Origin of the sequence: Bradyrhizobium zhengyangense, from assembly GCF_022012555.1 — a bacterium.
GTDB lineage: Bacteria > Pseudomonadota > Alphaproteobacteria > Rhizobiales > Xanthobacteraceae > Bradyrhizobium > Bradyrhizobium zhengyangense.
The window spans coordinates 902,139-918,576 of sequence record NZ_JAKLTZ010000003.1 but is presented as its reverse complement, the minus strand read 5'-3'; the positions used below and the strand labels follow the sequence as shown (position 1 = coordinate 918,576).

Sequence of the window (16,438 nt, the reverse complement as noted above, 5' to 3'; positions counted from 1 at the left end):
GATGCCACGGGTGCAGGCGGGAGAAGTTCAGCTTGGCTGGCGGGAGTGGGGACAGGGCGACGTCACCGTCGTCTTCATCCACGGCAATCTCGCCAGCAAGGACTGGATCGAGCTCGCCGCACCGCTGTTTCCCTCGGGCCTCCGTGTCATCGGCATCGACTGGCGCGGCTGCGGCGACAGCGATCGGCCGAAGCCTGCGGCAGACTATTCAAACTATTCCATGCAGCAGCACGCCGATGACATGATCGCCGCGCTCGATACGCTGGGGATCGGCTATTGCCATCTCGCCACGCATTCGACCGGCGGCATCATTGCGGCGCGCATGCTGCTGGCGCAGCCCCAGCGCTTTGGCCGCGTGTTCGCGCTCGATCCGGTGACGCCGCTCGGCATGGCCTTCAATGCCGATCAGATCGGCCTGTTTCGGGCGATGATGGCGAATAGGGAGCTGACGCGGACGGTCATGGCGACCGCGGCTTCCTCGCTGTTCGTACCAGACAGCATGGCGCCGAACGCCGTGCCTCGCTTCCGCGAAGGCCTGGGCGAGATCCAGGCGCTGTTCGACCGCATCATTGACCAGACCTTTGGCGTCTCGGAAGGCATCTGGATCGGGACGCCGATCAATCTGACGCGGGAAAGAGAAAGCCGCGAGCTCGAGCGCCGTATGAAAGAGCTGCGGCATCCGCATCTGGTGCTGTGGGGCGAATGGGACGGCTGGATCCCGCCGGCTGACCTACGCACGATGGCAGAAGCGATGCCGGACTGCCGCCTCGTGATCGTGCCCCGGATCGGACATTCGATGAACCTGGAAATGCCGGCGCTCTATGCCGGCTATTTCGGCGCCTGCTTCGGGGGACTTGCTGCATAACCACAGGAGAGAGGCCATGGCTGAGATCAACCCATCCGCAGAAGCAATCCGAACGATGCTCGGAGAAACGCTCGGACGCTTGCGCAAGGCGAATGCGGAATACTTTGACCTCCTGGAGAAGGGGCTTGGCTCTTCGTCCTTGCCGATTGCCGGTCAGGCAAAGGAGATCTGCGCCCGCATGCAGCACAACGTCTCGGCGACGTTCGATCTCGGCGAAAAGCTCATCCAGGCCCAGGACGTGCAGGATGCGCTCAAGATTCAATCCGAGTTCTTCCAGGACCAGATGCGCGCGCTCACCGACCAGGCCAAGACCATGGGCGAGTCCGCGATGAAGGCGGCGAGCGCCATGTTCGGTACCAAAATCTGAGCCACATCACCCGGTTGGAGAAGGTCATGGCTGAAATCAGGAAGCTCTCGGTCGAAAAGACCATCGAGAAGCTGCGCAGCGCCGATCAGCAGGTGTCGAGAGATCAACGGCTCGAGGCAAAGACCGACGAGCTGAACGAGGAGATCAGGCGTATGAAGGCTCAGCGAAAACGCCTCGATCGGCGCAAGCAGGATTGAGCTGGCAGCGCCGTGGCAATCAGCTGACGTCACCCAAGTCAAGGAATGTCCTACCGGGTCGCGGGAGTCTCACGGCAGGCCGGGAATTGATCTGGCGCGGACCGCGGGCTCGCAGGTCATGGCGGACGGGGCTGGTTCCGTGAGCAGCTGCCGGCGAGGGGCCCTGCCGCGAGGAGCACTCGAATCCCGGCTTCTCCGTTTTGGGAAATCATGGCTAAAAGAAGAAGTTGAATTCGGCAAGCTACTGAGATCACGTGGCTATTTGACACTGTCGCGTCTTAGCAACAATGTGGTACGAATACATCAGTCTCCGCCCAAGCGGACCCCGTATTCAGCACCCATTGCCGGAATGACCAGCGCAGATACCTCGGCCGCATCCTTTGACTCGGCCCCAGCCGAAGAGCCCCGGCGCTGGTCGGTAAGGCGCTGGCTGGGCCCGTTTGCCGTGGCTCTCGCATTGCTGTCGGCGCTTCTGACCTTCCTGGTTTTAACTGGCCTGACCAGCATCGAGCCAACTCGGGAGGTCGTCAGCTCCTTCCTGGCGATCAATGCGGGCACCATCCTGCTCCTGATCGGGATCATTGTCCGCGAAGTCTGGCAGATGATCCAGGCCCGCCGGCGCGGGCGGGCGGCGGCGCGGCTGCACGTGCAGATCGTCAGTCTGTTCTCGATCGTCGCCGTGCTGCCGGCGGTGCTTGTTTCCGTCGTCGCCAACGTCACGATCGAACGCGGCCTCGACCGATTGTTCTCTGGACCGACCAAGGAAGTCATCCAGAATTCGCTGATCATCGCGCGCGCCTACATGCAGGAGCACGCGCAAGTGATCCGCGGCGACATTCTCGGCATGGCTAACGACATCTCGCGCGTTCCGCTGCTGTTTGACCAGGATCGGCAGTCGTTCCTGCAACTGCTGACCTCGAGCGCAGCGGCACGTAACCTGCCGGGCGCGATGCTGATGGGCAAGGACGCCAATCCGATCCTGTCGGCGGAAACCGGCGGTGTCCCGCTCACCTTCGCGCCGCCTGCGCCGGAGTTTCTTCAGAACGTCAACGAGAACGAGCCCGAAATCGCGGTTCTGCCCGATCAAAATCTGGTGGCAGCCGTAATCAGGCTCAAGGGCTTCACCGATACCTTCCTCTACGTCGCGCGCCCTCTTGATCCAAGGGTCGTCGCGCAACTCAGACAGACCGAGCTGAGCGTTGCCGAATATGCCCAGATTGAGTCGCGCAAGCTCGGAATCCAGGTCGCGTTCGCGCTGATGTTCGCGGTGATCGCGCTCACCATTTTGATGGCCTCGGTGCTGATCGGGCTCAGCTTCGCCAACTCGCTGGTGGCGCCGATCCGACGGTTGATGAACGCAGCCCACACCGTCTCGACCGGCGACCTCCATGTGAAGGTGCAGGTGCACAAATCGGAAGGCGACCTCGCCCAGCTTGGCGAGACCTTCAACAAGATGACGCAGGAATTGCGCAGCCAGCGCGATGAGCTCGTCAATGCCAGCGATCTCATCGACAGCCGCCGTCGCTTCATCGAGGCCGTGCTGTCGTCGGCCAGCGCCGGAATTATCGGCGTCGACACCTCGGGCAGCGTCGGCATCCTCAACCGTTCCGCCGAGAAGCTGATCGGGCATTCCGAGGCCGAGACGCTCGGCCATCCGCTCTCCGACGTGCTGCCCGAGCTCGACGAGATGATGAAGGCGTCGCGGGAAGGGACCCAGCGCCTGGTGCAGGGCCAGATCACCATCACGCGCGACGGCACCGAGCGCAATCTCTCGGTCCGTGTCAGCGCCGAGAAGAACCAACCGCATGACAGCTACATCATCACGCTCGACGACATCACCGAGCTGGTCTCGGCGCAGCGCACCTCGGCCTGGGGCGATGTCGCGCGCCGCATCGCCCACGAGATCAAGAACCCGCTGACGCCGATCCAGCTGTCGGCCGAACGTATCCGCCGCAAGTTCGGCAAGGATATCACCGAGGCGAAGGACAAGCAGATCTTCGACCAGTGCACCGACACAATCGTGCGCCAGGTCGACGACATCAGGCGCATGGTCGACGAATTCTCGCGCTTTGCGCGGATGCCGAAACCCGTCATGGAAGGTGAGGACGTCGCCGACACCGTGCGGCAGGCGGTGTTTCTGATGAAGGTCGCCCATCCCGAACTCGATATCGAGGCCGAGTTCAGAGAAGATCCGCTGCGCGCCCAGTTCGACCGCCGGCTGATCTCGCAGGCGGTCACCAATATCGTCAAGAACGCCACCGAGGCGATCGAGCAGGTCCCGCCGGAAGAGCTCGGCAAGGGCCGCATCGACGTCGTGGTGTCGCGCGAGGGCGAGGACGTGTTGATCGACGTCATCGACAATGGCATCGGCCTGCCCAAGGTCGCGCGCTCGCGGCTGCTCGAGCCCTATGTGACGACGCGCGCCAAGGGCACTGGCCTTGGCCTTGCCATCGTCGGCCGGGTGCTGGAAGACCATGGCGGTCGTATCGAGCTGAAGGATGCCTCTGACTTCCGCGAAGGCCAGCGCGGCGCCTGGATGCGGATGCGCTTTGCGATCTCCGGCCAGGCCAAGAAGGCCGAAGGTGCCGAGCCCGTGCCGGCCGTGGCCAAAGGCGCAACCACGCCCGAGGTCAAGCCAACGACGACAGAGTCGGCCAAGGACTCCGTTACGGCGCAGGAAACAAAAGAGCCCGCGGCCGAAACCAAAGAGCCGGCTGAAAAGACCAATGATTCTAAGAAAATCGAAGCCTCCACAGGCAGCTGAGAAGACAGGCGCGACCCATGGCAAGTGAAATTCTGATTGTCGATGATGAGGCCGATATTCGGGATCTCGTTGCGGGCATCCTCGAAGACGAGGGTTTTGTCACGAGGACCGCGCGCGACAGCGACTCGGCGCTGGCCGAGATCGCCAACCGCCGGCCGCATCTGGTGTTCCTCGACATCTGGCTGCAGGGCTCCAAGCTCGATGGCTTGCAGCTCCTGGAGCAGGTCAAGAAGGATAATGCCGATCTGCCTGTGGTGATGATCTCCGGTCACGGCAACATCGAGACCGCCGTCGCCGCGATCAAGCGCGGCGCCTATGATTTCATCGAGAAGCCGTTCAAGGCCGACCGTCTCATTCTGGTCGCCACCAGAGCGCTGGAAAACTCGCGCCTCAAGCGCGAGGTCAAGGAGCTGAAGCAGCTCGCGCCGAGCGCAAGCTCGCTGGTCGGCCGCTCGCCGAGCATGAACCAGCTGCGCCAGACCATCGAGCGCGCGGCCAAGGCCAACAGCCGCATCCTGATCGTCGGTCCCGCCGGCGCCGGCAAGGAACTGACCGCGCGCACGCTGCATACGGCCTCGGGTCGCGCCGACGGCCCGTTCGTCGTCATCAATGCGGCGGCGATGACGCCGGAGCGGATGGAGCACGAGCTGTTCGGCGTCGAGCAGTCCAACGGCGAGCATCCGCGCAAGCCTGGTGCGCTCGAGGAAGCGCATGGCGGCACGCTGTTCATCGACGAGATCGCGGACATGCCGCGCGAGACCCAGAACAAGATCCTGCGCGTGCTGGTGGAGCAGTCGTTCCAGCGCGTCGGCGGCACCGCCAAGGTGCAAGTCGACGTCCGCATCATCTCGTCGACCGCGCGCAATCTCGAGGAGGAGATCGCGGCCGGCCATTTCCGCGAGGACCTCTATCACCGTCTCTCGGTGGTGCCGATCCGCGTGCCCGCGCTGTCGGAGCGGCGCGAGGACATTCCTGAATTGATCGATTATTTCATGGAGCAGATCTCGGCCGGCAGCGGCCTGCCCAAGCGCCAGATCGGCCAGGACGCGATGGCGGTGCTGCAATCGCATGTCTGGCCGGGCAATGTGCGCCAGCTTCGCAACAACGTTGAGAGAGTCATGATTCTGGCCGCGGGCGGTCCGGAGGTGATCATCACCGCCGACATGCTGCCCCAGGACGTCGGCTCGATGGTGCCGGCGATGCCGACCAGCAACAATGGCGAGCACATCATGGGCCTGCCGCTGCGAGAGGCACGCGAAGTGTTCGAGCGCGACTATTTGATTGCCCAGATCAGCCGTTTCTCAGGAAATATTTCTCGTACGGCCGAGTTTGTTGGCATGGAACGGTCGGCACTACACCGGAAGTTGAAAGCGCTCGGAGTTGGCTAAGGCCCGACGTCGCGGCCGCTCTTGCGTGATATCTGAGAAAAATCATCTATTTCCGTAGTTTTTCGGAGAAATAGGGCGCGTTGTGCCGCGCGAAGCGGCTTGCCTAAAATGTCCACCTGTCCTCTAATCGGCCAGCTGTTCCTCCGAGGGGGATCTCATGAGGAGCGGCGACCGGAAGAAGGCTCAATTTTTGAAAACAGGGCCGCTCCCGGGCGCAATAAAAAGAAACTCAAAGCGAGAAAAAAACAATGGCGGCAGACCGCGCACAAAACCTACAGGACACCTTCCTCAATCACGTTCGCAAAACCAAAACGCCACTGACGATCTTTCTGGTCAACGGAGTAAAGCTCCAGGGCATCGTGACCTGGTTCGACAATTTCTGTTTGCTGCTTCGGCGCGACGGTCACTCGCAGCTGGTCTACAAGCACGCGATCTCGACCATCATGCCGGGCGCTCCGATCCAGCTGTTCGAAGGCGGCGAGGATCAGCCGGCTTGAGAGTGATCTGATTGGAACCCCGGAATTTCGACGGGGAGGCCGACCGTCCGCGGTCGGCTGGGGCTAAGCAAACGGGGCGGGTGCTTGTCGTCGGCCCCTATTTGCGAGCGCGCGCGGGAAGTGCCGACGCGCAATCGGAGAGTCATGTTCAACGCGACGCCGAGGCCCGGCTCGATGAAGCTGCGGGCCTCGCGCGCGCGATCGACCTCGTCATTGCCGATGCCATCATCGCGCCGATCAACCAGATCCGGCCCGCGACCTATATCGGCAAGGGCAAGGTTGAGGAGATCGCCGCACTCGCCAAGAGCCTCGACGTCGAGCTCGTGGTGATGGATTGCGCGCTGGCGCCGATCCAGCAGCGCAATCTCGAGAAGGAATTGCAGGCCAAGGTGCTCGACCGCACCGGCTTGATCCTGGAAATCTTCGGCCGCCGCGCCAAGACCAAGGAGGGCTCGCTCCAGGTCGAGCTCGCGCATCTCAACTATCAGCGCTCGCGTCTGGTGCGGTCGTGGACCCATCTCGAACGCCAGCGCGGCGGATTCGGCTTCATGGGCGGTCCTGGCGAGACGCAGATCGAGGCCGACCGCCGCCTGATCCAGGAGCGCATCACCAAGCTCGAAAGCGAGCTGAAGAAGGTGCAGGCGACGCGCCGCCTGCATCGCGCCGGCCGCCAGCGCGTGCCGTACCGCGTGGTCGCGCTGGTCGGCTATACTAATGCCGGCAAGTCGACGCTGTTCAACCGCCTGACCCGCGCCGACGTCCAGGCCGCCGACATGCTGTTCGCCACGCTCGATCCCACCCTGCGCGCGCTCACGCTGCCGCATGGCGGCAAGGCGATGCTATCGGACACCGTCGGCTTCATCTCCAACCTGCCGACCCAACTCGTTGCCGCCTTCCGCGCCACGCTTGAGGAGGTGCTGGAGGCCGACGTCATCCTGCACGTCCGCGACATCTCGCACGAAGACGCGGAGGCCCAGCAGAGCGACGTCGATGCCGTGCTGCGCCAGCTCGGCATCAATCCAGATGATTCCGGCCGCATCATCGAGGTCTGGAACAAGATCGACCGCTACGAGCCTGATAAGCGCGAAGCGCTGTTGAACATTGCAGCGCGCCGGCCGGAAGATCATCCCGCGATGCTGGTCTCCGCCGTGTCAGGCGAGGGGATCGATGCGCTGCTCGCCGCGATCGAGGAACGACTTGCGGCCAAACGCACCACGCTCGATCTCTCGATTGACGCCTCTGACGGCGCCGGCATCAGCTGGCTACATCGCAATTCCGAGGTCCTGGCCAAGGAGCTGCACGACGGCCGTTTTGATATGACCGTGCGGGTGGACGAGACCAAGCGGGACATCGTGGTGAACAGGTTCGACGCCGTGCCGCATCACGTGGCATGAGCCGCGGGCGCCCCGGATAAGCAGCACAACGTCCGCAGAAGTGATCCGCACAATCTTGCAAGACTTCCCAGGTGAGATTGAGCACGGTCCGGGAGCGTCGGCCGACGAGATCGCCAGTTGCGAGCGCGAACTAGGCGCTCATTTCGTTGGAAGCTTTGCCGACTACCTGCAAGCCTATGGCTGGCTGCGCGTTGGCGCGAACGATATTTACGGTCTTGGCGCGAAGATTCAGTTGTGGTGCCGGCTCAAGGAAATGACGCTGAGCGAGCGGACTGAAATGTACCCGCCGATGCCACCATATCTCATAGCATTCTACAATGACGGCTTCGGAAACCATCATTGTCTTGATGTCCGGGACGTTGTTGACGACGAGCATCGCGTTGTTTTCTGGAATCACGAGGCAGGTCCGGATCAGCACCTGCAACTTGTCGCCAACTCCTTCGCGGATTGGCTCCGCGAGCTGATTGCAGTCGAGCAGAGCTAGCACCCACGGATTCAGTTCGACAGATCGAGGCTCATGAACTGGTTGTGCGGGCTCGCCAGATAGTCGGCGAACGGCGCACACGAGACGAAGCCAACGCTGCGGTAGAGCGCGACGGCCGGAGCGTGCAGCGGCGCCGTGCCGGTCTCCAGGCTGAGACGCGCATATCCGCGCTTGCGGCCTTCAGCGATGATGTGGTTCAGAATCGCGCGCCCGGCCCCGGTCCGCCGCGCAGAGGGCGCGGCACGCATCGACTTCACTTCGCCATGTGTGGCATCCAGCTGCTTCAAGGCCCCGAAGCCAGCCAGCGCGTCGCCTTGCCAGGCCGTCCAGAACGTCACGGACGGGGCAGAAAGACCGCTCGCGTCCAGTGCCTGCGCGTGCTTACCCATGACGCTACGCAGCTCTTCGAGATGATGTGCCAACAAGTCGGCGACATGTGGCGCTTTCGGATCGTCCTGCCTGATGTCCACTGCGTATCCTTGAATCAGCTGGCGGTCTTCGCGGCGTTCCACAGCGCATCCATCTCCGCCAGCGACGCCTGCTCCAGCGTGCGGCCCTGCGCTTCCAGTGCGCGCTCGATATAGGCAAAGCGCCGCTCGAATTTCGCATTCGTCGCACGCAGCGCGGCTTCCGGATCGGCGTCGACATGCCGGGCGAGGTTGACGAGGGCGAACATCAGATCACCCGTCTCCTCCGCGATCTCCTGCTTGTCGTTGCGGTCGAGCGCGGCCTCGATCTCGTCGGCTTCCTCGCGGATTTTTTGCAGCACGGCGCGCGGATCGTTCCAGTCGAAGCCGACGGTCGAGGCCTTGCGCTGCAGCTCCATCGCGCGCGTCAGCGCGGGCTGGCCGGCCTTGACGCCTGACAGCAACGACTTGTGCGGCGGCGTTGCCTCCGGCGGCCGGCGCGCGGCGCGCTCGGCTTTCTCCTCGGCCTTGATGCGGTCCCAGACTTCCTTGACGTGGGAAGAGGCGAGGTTGCCGTCCTTGTCGGCGAAGACATGGGGATGGCGCCGGATCATTTTTCGCGTGATGGCTTCGACGACGTCTCCAAAGGAAAACGCATTCTGCTCCTCGGCCATCTGGGCGTGGAACACCACCTGCAGCAGGAGGTCGCCGAGCTCTTCGCGCAGATCGTCGAGATCGCCTCGGTCGATGGCGTCGACCACCTCATAGGCTTCCTCGATCGTGTAGGGGGCGATGGTCGAAAAATCCTGCTCGAGGTCCCAGGGGCAGCCGGTCACCGGCGTGCGCAGCGCCGCCATGATCTCGATCAGGCGGGAAATGTCGCGGGAAGGGGTCATTGCTGGGCAGTCTCCTGGGTCCAAAAAGCTTATGCCAAAAGCGGGCCGCCGTTCCCAGCGTCGGCCTGCGGAACAGGTCGATTTCCACCGATTGGCTGATTCGTTCCGCAGTGCTAAAGCGCGGCCCATGAGCGACGCATATTCATCACAAACCGCGCTGGTGCTGTTCTCCGGCGGTCAGGATTCCACCACTTGCCTTGCCTGGGCGCTCAGCCGCTTCGCGCGCGTGGAGACGCTGGGGTTCGAGTACGGCCAGCGCCATGCCGTCGAGCTCGATTGCCGCGACCGCCTGTTCGAGGGCATCAAGGGCCTGCGGGCCGATTGGGCCGCAAAGCTCGGCGAGAGCCACACCCTGTCGATCCCGACGCTGGCCGCGGTGTCCGAGACGGCGCTGACGCGCGATGTCGCGATCACCATGGGCGCCGATGGCCTGCCGAACACTTTTGTGCCCGGCCGTAATCTCGTGTTCCTGACCTTTGCTGCGGCGCTGGCCTATCGGCGCGGCATCACCCACATCGTCGGCGGCATGTGCGAGACCGATTATTCCGGCTATCCCGATTGCCGCGACGAGACCATCCGCGCCATGCAATCAGCGCTCTCGCTCGGGATGGCAAGATCCTTCGAGCTGCACACGCCGCTGATGTGGATCGACAAGGCGGCGACATGGAAGCTCGCCCATGACCTTGGCGGCGACCCGCTGGTCGATCTGATCCGCGAGCAGTCCCACACCTGCTATCTCGGCGAACGCGGCGCGCAGCATGATTGGGGGTATGGCTGCGGCGAGTGCCCGGCATGCAGCCTGCGGGCGAAGGGGTGGCGGGAGTTTGTGGCGGCCAAGTAGCTGCGTCTCGCTCCGCCATCATTGCGAGGAGCTCGCGACAAAATTGCGTAGCAATTTTTGCGCTGATGCGACGAAGCAATCCAGACTGCCGCTCTTGAGGGATTCTGGATTGCTTCGCTGCGCTCGCAATGACGGGTGAGGCAACTACCGCGCAAAATCCTCCGGCCGCAGTTCGATCGGCTTGCCGTGCGGCGTGCGGTCCGCGGCGTGATCCCACGCATCGCGATAGCGATGCAGCGTGTCCATCGACGCGACGCCCTTGCGTGCGACGAGGCCTTCCAGCGTGGCGAGCCAGTGCAGATAATAGGTCTCGCCCGTATCAGGATCGCCCGCGGCCTGCGCACGCTTGATCTCGTCAGCGAGGGCTGCGGCCCATTCGGGCCACGTGAACACGCCGCGATCGTGCAGGCTCAAGGCCATCGCAAAGGCCTGCGCTTCCCACGGAGCACGAAACACCGGGCCGTCGTCGTCACGCGGAATGCTTGGAATCGCCGCCGTCGCTGCGGCGGCAGCGCTGCTGCTCATCACGCCGGATCCAGATATGGCTCGAACGCGTCGATCGAGACCTTCAGGGTCGGATCACCATCCGCGCCCCAGAGATCCCGGCCTTCGAACACGACGGTGTAGAGCCATTGCGGGTTCTCGCCGCGCTCCATCGCCGCCGTGTCGGGAAACACGTGGCAACCGTGATTGAGCTCGACCACGCCGACATGGCCGCGGACATAGCGCGGCAGCCGCGTATGCGTGGTCGGATGAATGTTCTTGGCACGCACGCGGTCGCCGATCTTGAATTTTGCCGGCGCTGGAGCAGGGCGGGCGAACTTGCCGCGTACCATGATGCGCTCGACCTGACCGAGATCGAACTTGCCGTGCTTGAGGGCCTTGCCGGGCTTCTTGGCATGGCCCGCGGCGACTTCCTCCCGGGTGAGGTAGCCCTTCTCGATCAGCATCTCCTCGAGGCCGAGGAACCACTTCTTGTAGTAGGAGCTGGAGAGATAGACATGTGGCGGGATCGTCTCGCGATAGAAGCGCGAGGTATCGATGTTGAAGGCGCCGGCCGCCCCCATCGCGCGCACCATCGCCAGCACCCGGGACTCCCATTCTTCATGGAAGACAGGCTCGTTGGGCTCTGGCTCGACCTTGCCAAAACCGTCCATGCCGCCCATGTCGTGCACGCCGTTCACGACGGAGCTCCCGGCGTCCTGGGAAAACCGGTTCCGATCATGGAGTCCCGCGTCACGAGCTCGGCAAGCTGCTCTTCGCTCCAGCCTTCCGTTCCTGCGGGGCGCATCGGCAGCACCAGGAAGCGCGTCTCGGCGGTGGAATCCCACACCCGGATCTCGATGTCCTTGGGCACGCTCACACCGAAATCGGCGAGCACGCCGCGCGGATCCTTCACGGCACGCGAGCGGTAGGGCGAGGCCTTGTACCAGACCGGAGGCAACCCCAGCATTTCCCAGGGGTAGCAGGAGCACAGCGTGCACACGACCATGTTGTGCCGCTCAGGCGTATTCTCGACCACGACGAGATGGTCGCCGACGCGGCTGACATGGCCGAGCGTGCCGATCGCCTGGCTGCCGTCCTCCAGCAGCGCCTGCTTGAACGCCGGATCGGTCCAGGCCTTGGCGATGACGCGCGCGCCATTATGCGGGCCGATCTTGGTCTCGTAGGCCTGGATGATGGCGTCGAGCGCAGCCGGCTCGACATAGCCCTTCTCGGTCAGGACAGTCTCGAGCGCGCGCACGCGCAGCTCGGTCTCGGACAATTCCGAATGGTCGTCGTGATGATGATGGTCGTGATCGTGGCTCATGGCGCGAAAGATTAAGCGCAATGATCCTGTCCTGTCGAGCATTCGTTGCGCTGCATCAGGTCCCATATTCGTGACGCCTGATGTGCGCTACGATCAGGCGAAATTCAGCTTCGGAGGCGTCCCATGAAGGAGTTCGTCAAGATCGAGAAAAGCCTTGGGCCGGATGGACGAATCGCCGTGGTGCGGTTCGATCGCCATGACGGGATCAACGCCCTGTCGCCGGAAGCGCTGCGCCAGCTCACCGCGGCTGCGCGCAGCTTCGAGGATGACCCGACAACGTCGGTCGTGGTGCTGACAGGCAATTCGGGCGCGTTCAGCGCCGGCTTCGATCTGAAGGATGACGAAGGGCGATCGCGCAAGGAAATGGACCTCGGCGCGCTCAGGCGACATCTCAAGCTTGGGCCGCGCCTGACACGCGCCTGGCAGGAGATGGAGCAGATCACGATCGCGGCGATCGAAGGCTTTTGCATTGGCGGCGGCCTGGCGCTCGCGGTCGCGCTCGACTTCCGCGTGATGGGGAGCGATGCGCATCTGCGCGTGCCCGAGATCGGGCTCGGCATGAACATGAGCTGGCAGAGCATCCCGCGCATGCTGCACCTGATCGGGCCGGCCCGCACCAAGCAGGCGGTGATCCTGGCCGATGAGCGCATCTCCGCTGACGAGGCCTATCAATGGGGCTTGGTCGAGCAGGTGGTCGATCCCGGTTATGCCTTCGATGCCGCCATGGAACTGGCTCGCAAGGTGGCCGCGCAGCCGCCGCTGTCTGTTGCCATGACCAAGCTGACCGTCAACCGTCTCGCGCATGCGTTGGACGATCTCGCCAGCCACATGGACGTCGACCAGTTCGCGCTCGCCAGCCTCAGCGAGGACCACAAGGAGGGTGTCGAGGCATTCCTCGGCCGTCGCAAGCCGCGCTTCCGGGGACGGTAGATCACAGCCCATTGATCACGGCACGGACACTCCGTATACGCCGCCCCGGGGACAAAACGGCCGGCCAACGGGCTATTCCGAAGTTGATTCACGGGGAGGGCGTATGACCGCCAGTTCGCAGGCACCTGAGGCGAAAGGCTTTCGCTGGAAGTTGATCGCACCGCTCGTGGTTTGGCTTGCGATCTATCTGTGGCCGGTGCCGGCAGGTCTCAACGTCAATCAGTGGCACTATTTTGCCGTGTTCGCGGCCGTCATCACCGGGCTGGTCCTGGAATCGATGCCGGTCGGCGCGGTCGGCCTGATTGGCCTTACGGTCGCAGGCATCAGTGGCTATATCGATCCCGATCCCAATAAATCGCTGCGCTGGATGCTGGCGGGCTTCGCCGAGAGCACGGTGTGGCTGATCGTCGGCGCCTTCGTGTTCTCGATCGGCTATCGCAAGAGCCAGCTCGGCCGGCGCATCGCGCTGGTGCTGGTGCGACGCCTTGGCATCAACACGCTCGGCCTCGGCTATGCGGTGGCGATGTCGGACTTCCTGCTGGCGCCGGCAACGCCCTCCAACACCGCGCGCAGCGGCGGCATCGTCTATCCCATCATCAGCAACATCCCACGCATCTATGGCTCAGAGCCGGGGCCGACCGCCGGCAAGATCGGCACCTATGTGATGTGGACCGCGTTCGCGGCAACCGCGATCACGAGCTCGCTGTTCTTCACGGCGCTGGCACCGAACGCGGCGGCGCTCGCGATCGCCAAGAAGACCGTTGGTGTCGAGGTGAGTTGGGGCCAGTGGTTCGTCGGCTTTGCGCCGCTCGGCATTCTGCTGATGCTGCTCGTTCCGCTGCTCAGCTATGTCATCTGCCGTCCGGAGGTGAAGCGCAGCCCCGAGATTTCCGACTGGGCGGCGAAGGAGCTCAGCGAGATGGGCCCGATGTCGCGCAACGAGTGGATCATGCTGGTGCTGATCGTGCTCGCGATGTTCCTGTGGATCGCGGGCTCGAGCCCGGACATTCACATCCCCTTGCTCGGCTCGAACTTCGTCAATGCCACGACCGTCGTGTTCATCGTGATCTCGCTGATGCTGGTCACGGGCGTGATCGAATTTGCCGACATCGTCAGCGAGAAGAGCGCCTGGGAAGTGTTCTTCTATTTCACCTCGCTGCTGACGCTGGCCTCAGGCCTCAACGAGATCGGCTTCATCAAATGGTTCGCCAATGAATTCGCAAAGCCGCTCTCCGGGCTCTCGCCGTCGACCGCGATGATCCTGCTGGTCGCGCTGTTCTTCTGGATCCACTATTTCTTCTCGAGCATCACCTCGCATGCCGCGGCCGTGCTGCCGGTGGTGCTCGCGGTCGGCTCCGGTATCGCCGATTTGCCGGTAACGACGCTTGCCATGCTCTGCATGTATTCGCTCGGCCTGATGGGCGTGATCTCGCCTTACGCCACCGGGCCGGCGCCGATGTATTACGGCAGCGGCTATATCGGGAAGGGCCAGTTCTGGGGCTTTGGCCTGATCTTCGGGGTGCTCTATTTCGCCGGACTATTGGTCATCGTCCTGCCCTGGCTGTCCATGGTCCGGTGAGCTTCCTCGGAGACAAATATCCTCGGCAGGAGAATTTTCTTCCCCGGCGAGTGATTGGGAAAACTTCGCCCAATCCCCCGCAAATCTCTGAAATTGCAAGAAAGACTGGAAAAGGCGATGATCTGCTGCAATGCAGCGTCGCCATCGGGCGCCTGTCTTGGTTCCACCCATCGTCGCCTGGATCGCGACCTGGCCTCGCGTGCGCCTTTCGGGCGGGCGGGCTAAATGTCCTGCATGAAAGCCGCTTCCATGAATGCGCACCCATCGCTCGTGATCGGAGAGCCGGTCGAAATCCAGGACACCGCGGCTCAGCCAGACGCGATGGTACGCTTCGAGAACATCTCGAAGATCTATCCGGCCTATCGCGGCAAGCCCGGCGTCAGCGCGCTGCAAGGCATCGAGTTTGCGATCGCACGCGGCTCCATCACCGGCGTGATCGGTCGCTCCGGCGCCGGCAAGTCGAGCCTGGTTCGGCTCATCAACGGGCTGGAGAAGCCGAGCACGGGCCGCGTCGTGGTCGACAACAGAGACATCTCCGCGCTCACGGGCCGCGAGCTGCGGCTGGCACAGCGCTCGATCGGCATGATCTTCCAGCACTTCAATCTGCTGTCCTCGCGCACCGCGGCCGACAACATCGCGTTGCCGCTGGAGATCGCCGGCTGGTCCAAGGCCGACATCAAGGCACGCGTGACCGAATTACTTGCCCTTGTCGGCATCGCCGACAAGCATGACCGCTATCCGTCAGAGCTGTCAGGCGGCCAGAAGCAGCGCGTCGGTATTGCCCGCGCGCTCGCGACGCGGCCGGACGTGCTGCTGTCGGACGAGGCGACCTCGGCGCTCGATCCGCAGACAACGCGCGCGATCCTCGATCTGCTTGCGAACATCAACCGAGAGCTCGGCGTAACCATCGTGCTGATCACCCATGAGATGTCCGTGGTGCGCCAGCTCGCCAAGGAAGTTGTCGTGCTCGATGCCGGCCGCGTCGTCGAGAACGGCCATGTCGCCGACATCTTCACCCATCCCAAGCATCCGATCACGCAGTCCTTCCTGGCGGACGGCGACAGCCTGCCGGTCTCACTCGTCAGCCGGATCGTGCGGGAGCCGGGCAGCCATGCCGTGATCCGTGTCCAGGTGCGCGGGGCAGGGGCCGGCGACACGCTGGTCGCGCGGCTCGCGCGCGAGCTCGGCCTCGACGTCTCGCTGCTATCGGCGCGCATCGATGAGATCGGCGGCCAGCATGCCGGCTCTCTGGTGCTCGGAATTCCCCTTGGTGATTCTGGCGGCGAGGGCGCGGTGACGCGCACGCTGGCCTTGCTCTCTCAATATCAAGCCTCTGCGGAGCGTCTCGGCTATGTCGCCTGAACTCATCAACCTGATCATCCAGGCCACCTTCGAAACCCTGTTCATGGTTGGGATCGCGGCGGCGCTCGGCACCGTGTTTGGCCTGCCGCTGGGCGTGTTCCTTGCCACCAGCCGCAAGGGCGAGCTGTTTGCGGCTCCCGCCGTCAACGCAGCACTTGGCATGGTCGTCAACGCGACCCGCTCCACGCCCTTCATCATCCTGGTCGTGGCCATCATCCCATTCACGCGTTTTGTCGCGGGCACGTCGATCGGATCGACGGCGGCGATCGTGCCGCTGACCATCGCCTCGACGCCCTTCATCGCGCGCCTGGTCGAGGCTGCGATCCGTGAGGTCGATGGCGGCTTGATCGAGACTGCGTCGTCGTTTGGGGCTTCACCGCTCCAGATCGTGTTCAAGGTACTGATCCCCGAGGCGCTGTCCGGCCTGCTGCTGGCGCTGACGCTCGCAGTGGTCAGCCTGCTCGGTTACTCCGCCATGGTCGGCGCGGTCGGCGGCGGCGGCTTGGGCGATCTTAGCATCCGCTACGGCTACCAGCGTTTCATGCCGGAGATGATGCTGGCCGTTGTGGTCGTGCTGATCGCGCTGGTGCAGCTCGTGCAGAGCGCCGGCGACTATCTTGCGCGGCGGGTCAACCGCCGGCTGCGGCACCGCTGAGG

18 protein-coding genes are annotated in these 16,438 nt (G+C 63.6%); 13 read left to right on the top strand and 5 right to left on the bottom strand.

Features of this window, described 5'->3' with window-relative positions; translation table 11 throughout:
- Position 1: 1 nt before the first annotated feature.
- The 8 genes from L6639_RS14960 to L6639_RS14925 all read left to right on the top strand — a co-directional run bounded on the left by L6639_RS14960 (position 2) and on the right by L6639_RS14925 (position 7,956).
- Complete coding sequence (locus L6639_RS14960) at positions 2-865, top strand: alpha/beta fold hydrolase (protein WP_237862439.1); 864 nt, start codon at positions 2-4, stop codon at positions 863-865.
- Positions 866-881: 16 nt separating this feature from the next.
- Positions 882-1,232 carry a phasin gene (locus L6639_RS14955; RefSeq protein WP_237862438.1) on the top strand — a complete coding sequence of 117 codons (351 nt, stop codon included), beginning with the start codon at positions 882-884 and terminating at the stop codon, positions 1,230-1,232.
- A 26-nt stretch (positions 1,233-1,258) separates the two neighbouring features.
- The gene (locus tag L6639_RS14950) at positions 1,259-1,429 is read left to right on the top strand and encodes a hypothetical protein (protein WP_237862437.1); all 171 of its coding nucleotides are present in this window, start codon (positions 1,259-1,261) and stop codon (positions 1,427-1,429) included.
- Between the two features lie 349 nt (positions 1,430-1,778).
- Complete coding sequence (locus L6639_RS14945; RefSeq protein ID WP_237862436.1) at positions 1,779-4,193, top strand: sensor histidine kinase NtrY-like; 2,415 nt, start codon at positions 1,779-1,781, stop codon at positions 4,191-4,193.
- Positions 4,194-4,210: 17 nt separating this feature from the next.
- A complete protein-coding gene (ntrX, locus tag L6639_RS14940) occupies positions 4,211-5,581 on the top strand; it encodes a nitrogen assimilation response regulator NtrX (RefSeq protein ID WP_237862435.1) in 1,371 nt (456 codons plus the stop codon).
- 248 nt (positions 5,582-5,829) lie between these two features.
- Entirely contained in the window at positions 5,830-6,078 is a 249-nt protein-coding gene (hfq, locus tag L6639_RS14935) for an RNA chaperone Hfq (protein WP_007591126.1), read from the top strand.
- A gap of 11 nt (positions 6,079-6,089) precedes the next feature.
- Entirely contained in the window at positions 6,090-7,472 is a 1,383-nt protein-coding gene (gene hflX / locus L6639_RS14930) for a GTPase HflX (protein ID WP_237862434.1), read from the top strand.
- Positions 7,473-7,512: 40 nt separating this feature from the next.
- Positions 7,513-7,956, top strand: coding sequence for an SMI1/KNR4 family protein (locus L6639_RS14925; RefSeq protein ID WP_237862433.1), 444 nt, complete (start codon positions 7,513-7,515; stop codon positions 7,954-7,956).
- A gap of 11 nt (positions 7,957-7,967) precedes the next feature.
- On the opposite strand, the gene L6639_RS14920 is transcribed toward L6639_RS14925, so the two are convergent.
- A complete protein-coding gene (locus L6639_RS14920) occupies positions 7,968-8,426 on the bottom strand; it encodes a GNAT family N-acetyltransferase (RefSeq protein WP_237862432.1) in 459 nt (152 codons plus the stop codon).
- Between the two features lie 14 nt (positions 8,427-8,440).
- Complete coding sequence (mazG, locus tag L6639_RS14915; RefSeq protein WP_237862431.1) at positions 8,441-9,259, bottom strand: nucleoside triphosphate pyrophosphohydrolase; 819 nt, start codon at positions 9,257-9,259, stop codon at positions 8,441-8,443.
- A gap of 127 nt (positions 9,260-9,386) precedes the next feature.
- Here mazG and queC point away from each other — a divergent pair, with 127 nt between their 5' ends.
- Positions 9,387-10,100 (top strand): 7-cyano-7-deazaguanine synthase QueC, encoded by a 714-nt coding sequence (gene queC / locus L6639_RS14910; protein WP_237862430.1) that lies wholly within the window; start codon positions 9,387-9,389, stop codon positions 10,098-10,100.
- Positions 10,101-10,244: 144 nt separating this feature from the next.
- On the opposite strand, the gene L6639_RS14905 is transcribed toward queC, so the two are convergent.
- Genes L6639_RS14905 through nthA form a run of 3 tightly spaced genes read right to left on the bottom strand, consistent with a single transcriptional unit; the run spans position 10,245 to position 11,910 of the window.
- The gene (locus tag L6639_RS14905; protein WP_237862429.1) at positions 10,245-10,625 is read right to left on the bottom strand and encodes a nitrile hydratase accessory protein; all 381 of its coding nucleotides are present in this window, start codon (positions 10,623-10,625) and stop codon (positions 10,245-10,247) included.
- Positions 10,625-11,284 (bottom strand): nitrile hydratase subunit beta, encoded by a 660-nt coding sequence (gene nthB, locus L6639_RS14900; protein ID WP_237862428.1) that lies wholly within the window; start codon positions 11,282-11,284, stop codon positions 10,625-10,627. The genes L6639_RS14905 and nthB overlap by 1 nt, the downstream gene beginning before the upstream one ends.
- The gene (gene nthA / locus L6639_RS14895; protein WP_237862580.1) at positions 11,281-11,910 is read right to left on the bottom strand and encodes a nitrile hydratase subunit alpha; all 630 of its coding nucleotides are present in this window, start codon (positions 11,908-11,910) and stop codon (positions 11,281-11,283) included. The genes nthB and nthA overlap by 4 nt, the downstream gene beginning before the upstream one ends.
- Before the next feature lie 123 nt (positions 11,911-12,033).
- Here nthA and L6639_RS14890 point away from each other — a divergent pair, with 123 nt between their 5' ends.
- The 4 genes from L6639_RS14890 to L6639_RS14875 all read left to right on the top strand — a co-directional run bounded on the left by L6639_RS14890 (position 12,034) and on the right by L6639_RS14875 (position 16,436).
- Entirely contained in the window at positions 12,034-12,840 is an 807-nt protein-coding gene (locus L6639_RS14890; protein WP_237862427.1) for an enoyl-CoA hydratase/isomerase family protein, read from the top strand.
- Positions 12,841-12,943: 103 nt separating this feature from the next.
- A complete protein-coding gene (locus L6639_RS14885) occupies positions 12,944-14,419 on the top strand; it encodes a DASS family sodium-coupled anion symporter (protein ID WP_237862426.1) in 1,476 nt (491 codons plus the stop codon).
- A 234-nt stretch (positions 14,420-14,653) separates the two neighbouring features.
- Positions 14,654-15,781 carry a methionine ABC transporter ATP-binding protein gene (locus L6639_RS14880; RefSeq protein ID WP_237862579.1) on the top strand — a complete coding sequence of 376 codons (1,128 nt, stop codon included), beginning with the start codon at positions 14,654-14,656 and terminating at the stop codon, positions 15,779-15,781.
- The gene (locus L6639_RS14875) at positions 15,771-16,436 is read left to right on the top strand and encodes a methionine ABC transporter permease (RefSeq protein WP_237862425.1); all 666 of its coding nucleotides are present in this window, start codon (positions 15,771-15,773) and stop codon (positions 16,434-16,436) included. Before L6639_RS14880 ends, L6639_RS14875 begins: the two co-directional genes overlap by 11 nt.
- The last annotated feature ends 2 nt before the right edge of the window (positions 16,437-16,438 follow it).

Coding starts and splice junctions, on each gene's coding strand:
- L6639_RS14905 (WP_237862429.1), bottom strand. CDS start 10,625: ATGAGCAGCAGCGCTGCCGCCGCAGCGACGGCGGCGATTCCAAGCATT.
- nthA (WP_237862580.1), bottom strand. CDS start 11,910: ATGAGCCACGATCACGACCATCATCATCACGACGACCATTCGGAATTG.
- queC (WP_237862430.1), top strand. CDS start 9,387: ATGAGCGACGCATATTCATCACAAACCGCGCTGGTGCTGTTCTCCGGC.
- L6639_RS14890 (WP_237862427.1), top strand. CDS start 12,034: ATGAAGGAGTTCGTCAAGATCGAGAAAAGCCTTGGGCCGGATGGACGA.
- L6639_RS14885 (WP_237862426.1), top strand. CDS start 12,944: ATGACCGCCAGTTCGCAGGCACCTGAGGCGAAAGGCTTTCGCTGGAAG.
- hfq (WP_007591126.1), top strand. CDS start 5,830: ATGGCGGCAGACCGCGCACAAAACCTACAGGACACCTTCCTCAATCAC.
- L6639_RS14945 (WP_237862436.1), top strand. CDS start 1,779: ATGACCAGCGCAGATACCTCGGCCGCATCCTTTGACTCGGCCCCAGCC.
- L6639_RS14955 (WP_237862438.1), top strand. CDS start 882: ATGGCTGAGATCAACCCATCCGCAGAAGCAATCCGAACGATGCTCGGA.
- L6639_RS14880 (WP_237862579.1), top strand. CDS start 14,654: ATGAAAGCCGCTTCCATGAATGCGCACCCATCGCTCGTGATCGGAGAG.
- ntrX (WP_237862435.1), top strand. CDS start 4,211: ATGGCAAGTGAAATTCTGATTGTCGATGATGAGGCCGATATTCGGGAT.
- L6639_RS14875 (WP_237862425.1), top strand. CDS start 15,771: ATGTCGCCTGAACTCATCAACCTGATCATCCAGGCCACCTTCGAAACC.
- L6639_RS14950 (WP_237862437.1), top strand. CDS start 1,259: ATGGCTGAAATCAGGAAGCTCTCGGTCGAAAAGACCATCGAGAAGCTG.
- L6639_RS14960 (WP_237862439.1), top strand. CDS start 2: ATGCCACGGGTGCAGGCGGGAGAAGTTCAGCTTGGCTGGCGGGAGTGG.
- mazG (WP_237862431.1), bottom strand. CDS start 9,259: ATGACCCCTTCCCGCGACATTTCCCGCCTGATCGAGATCATGGCGGCG.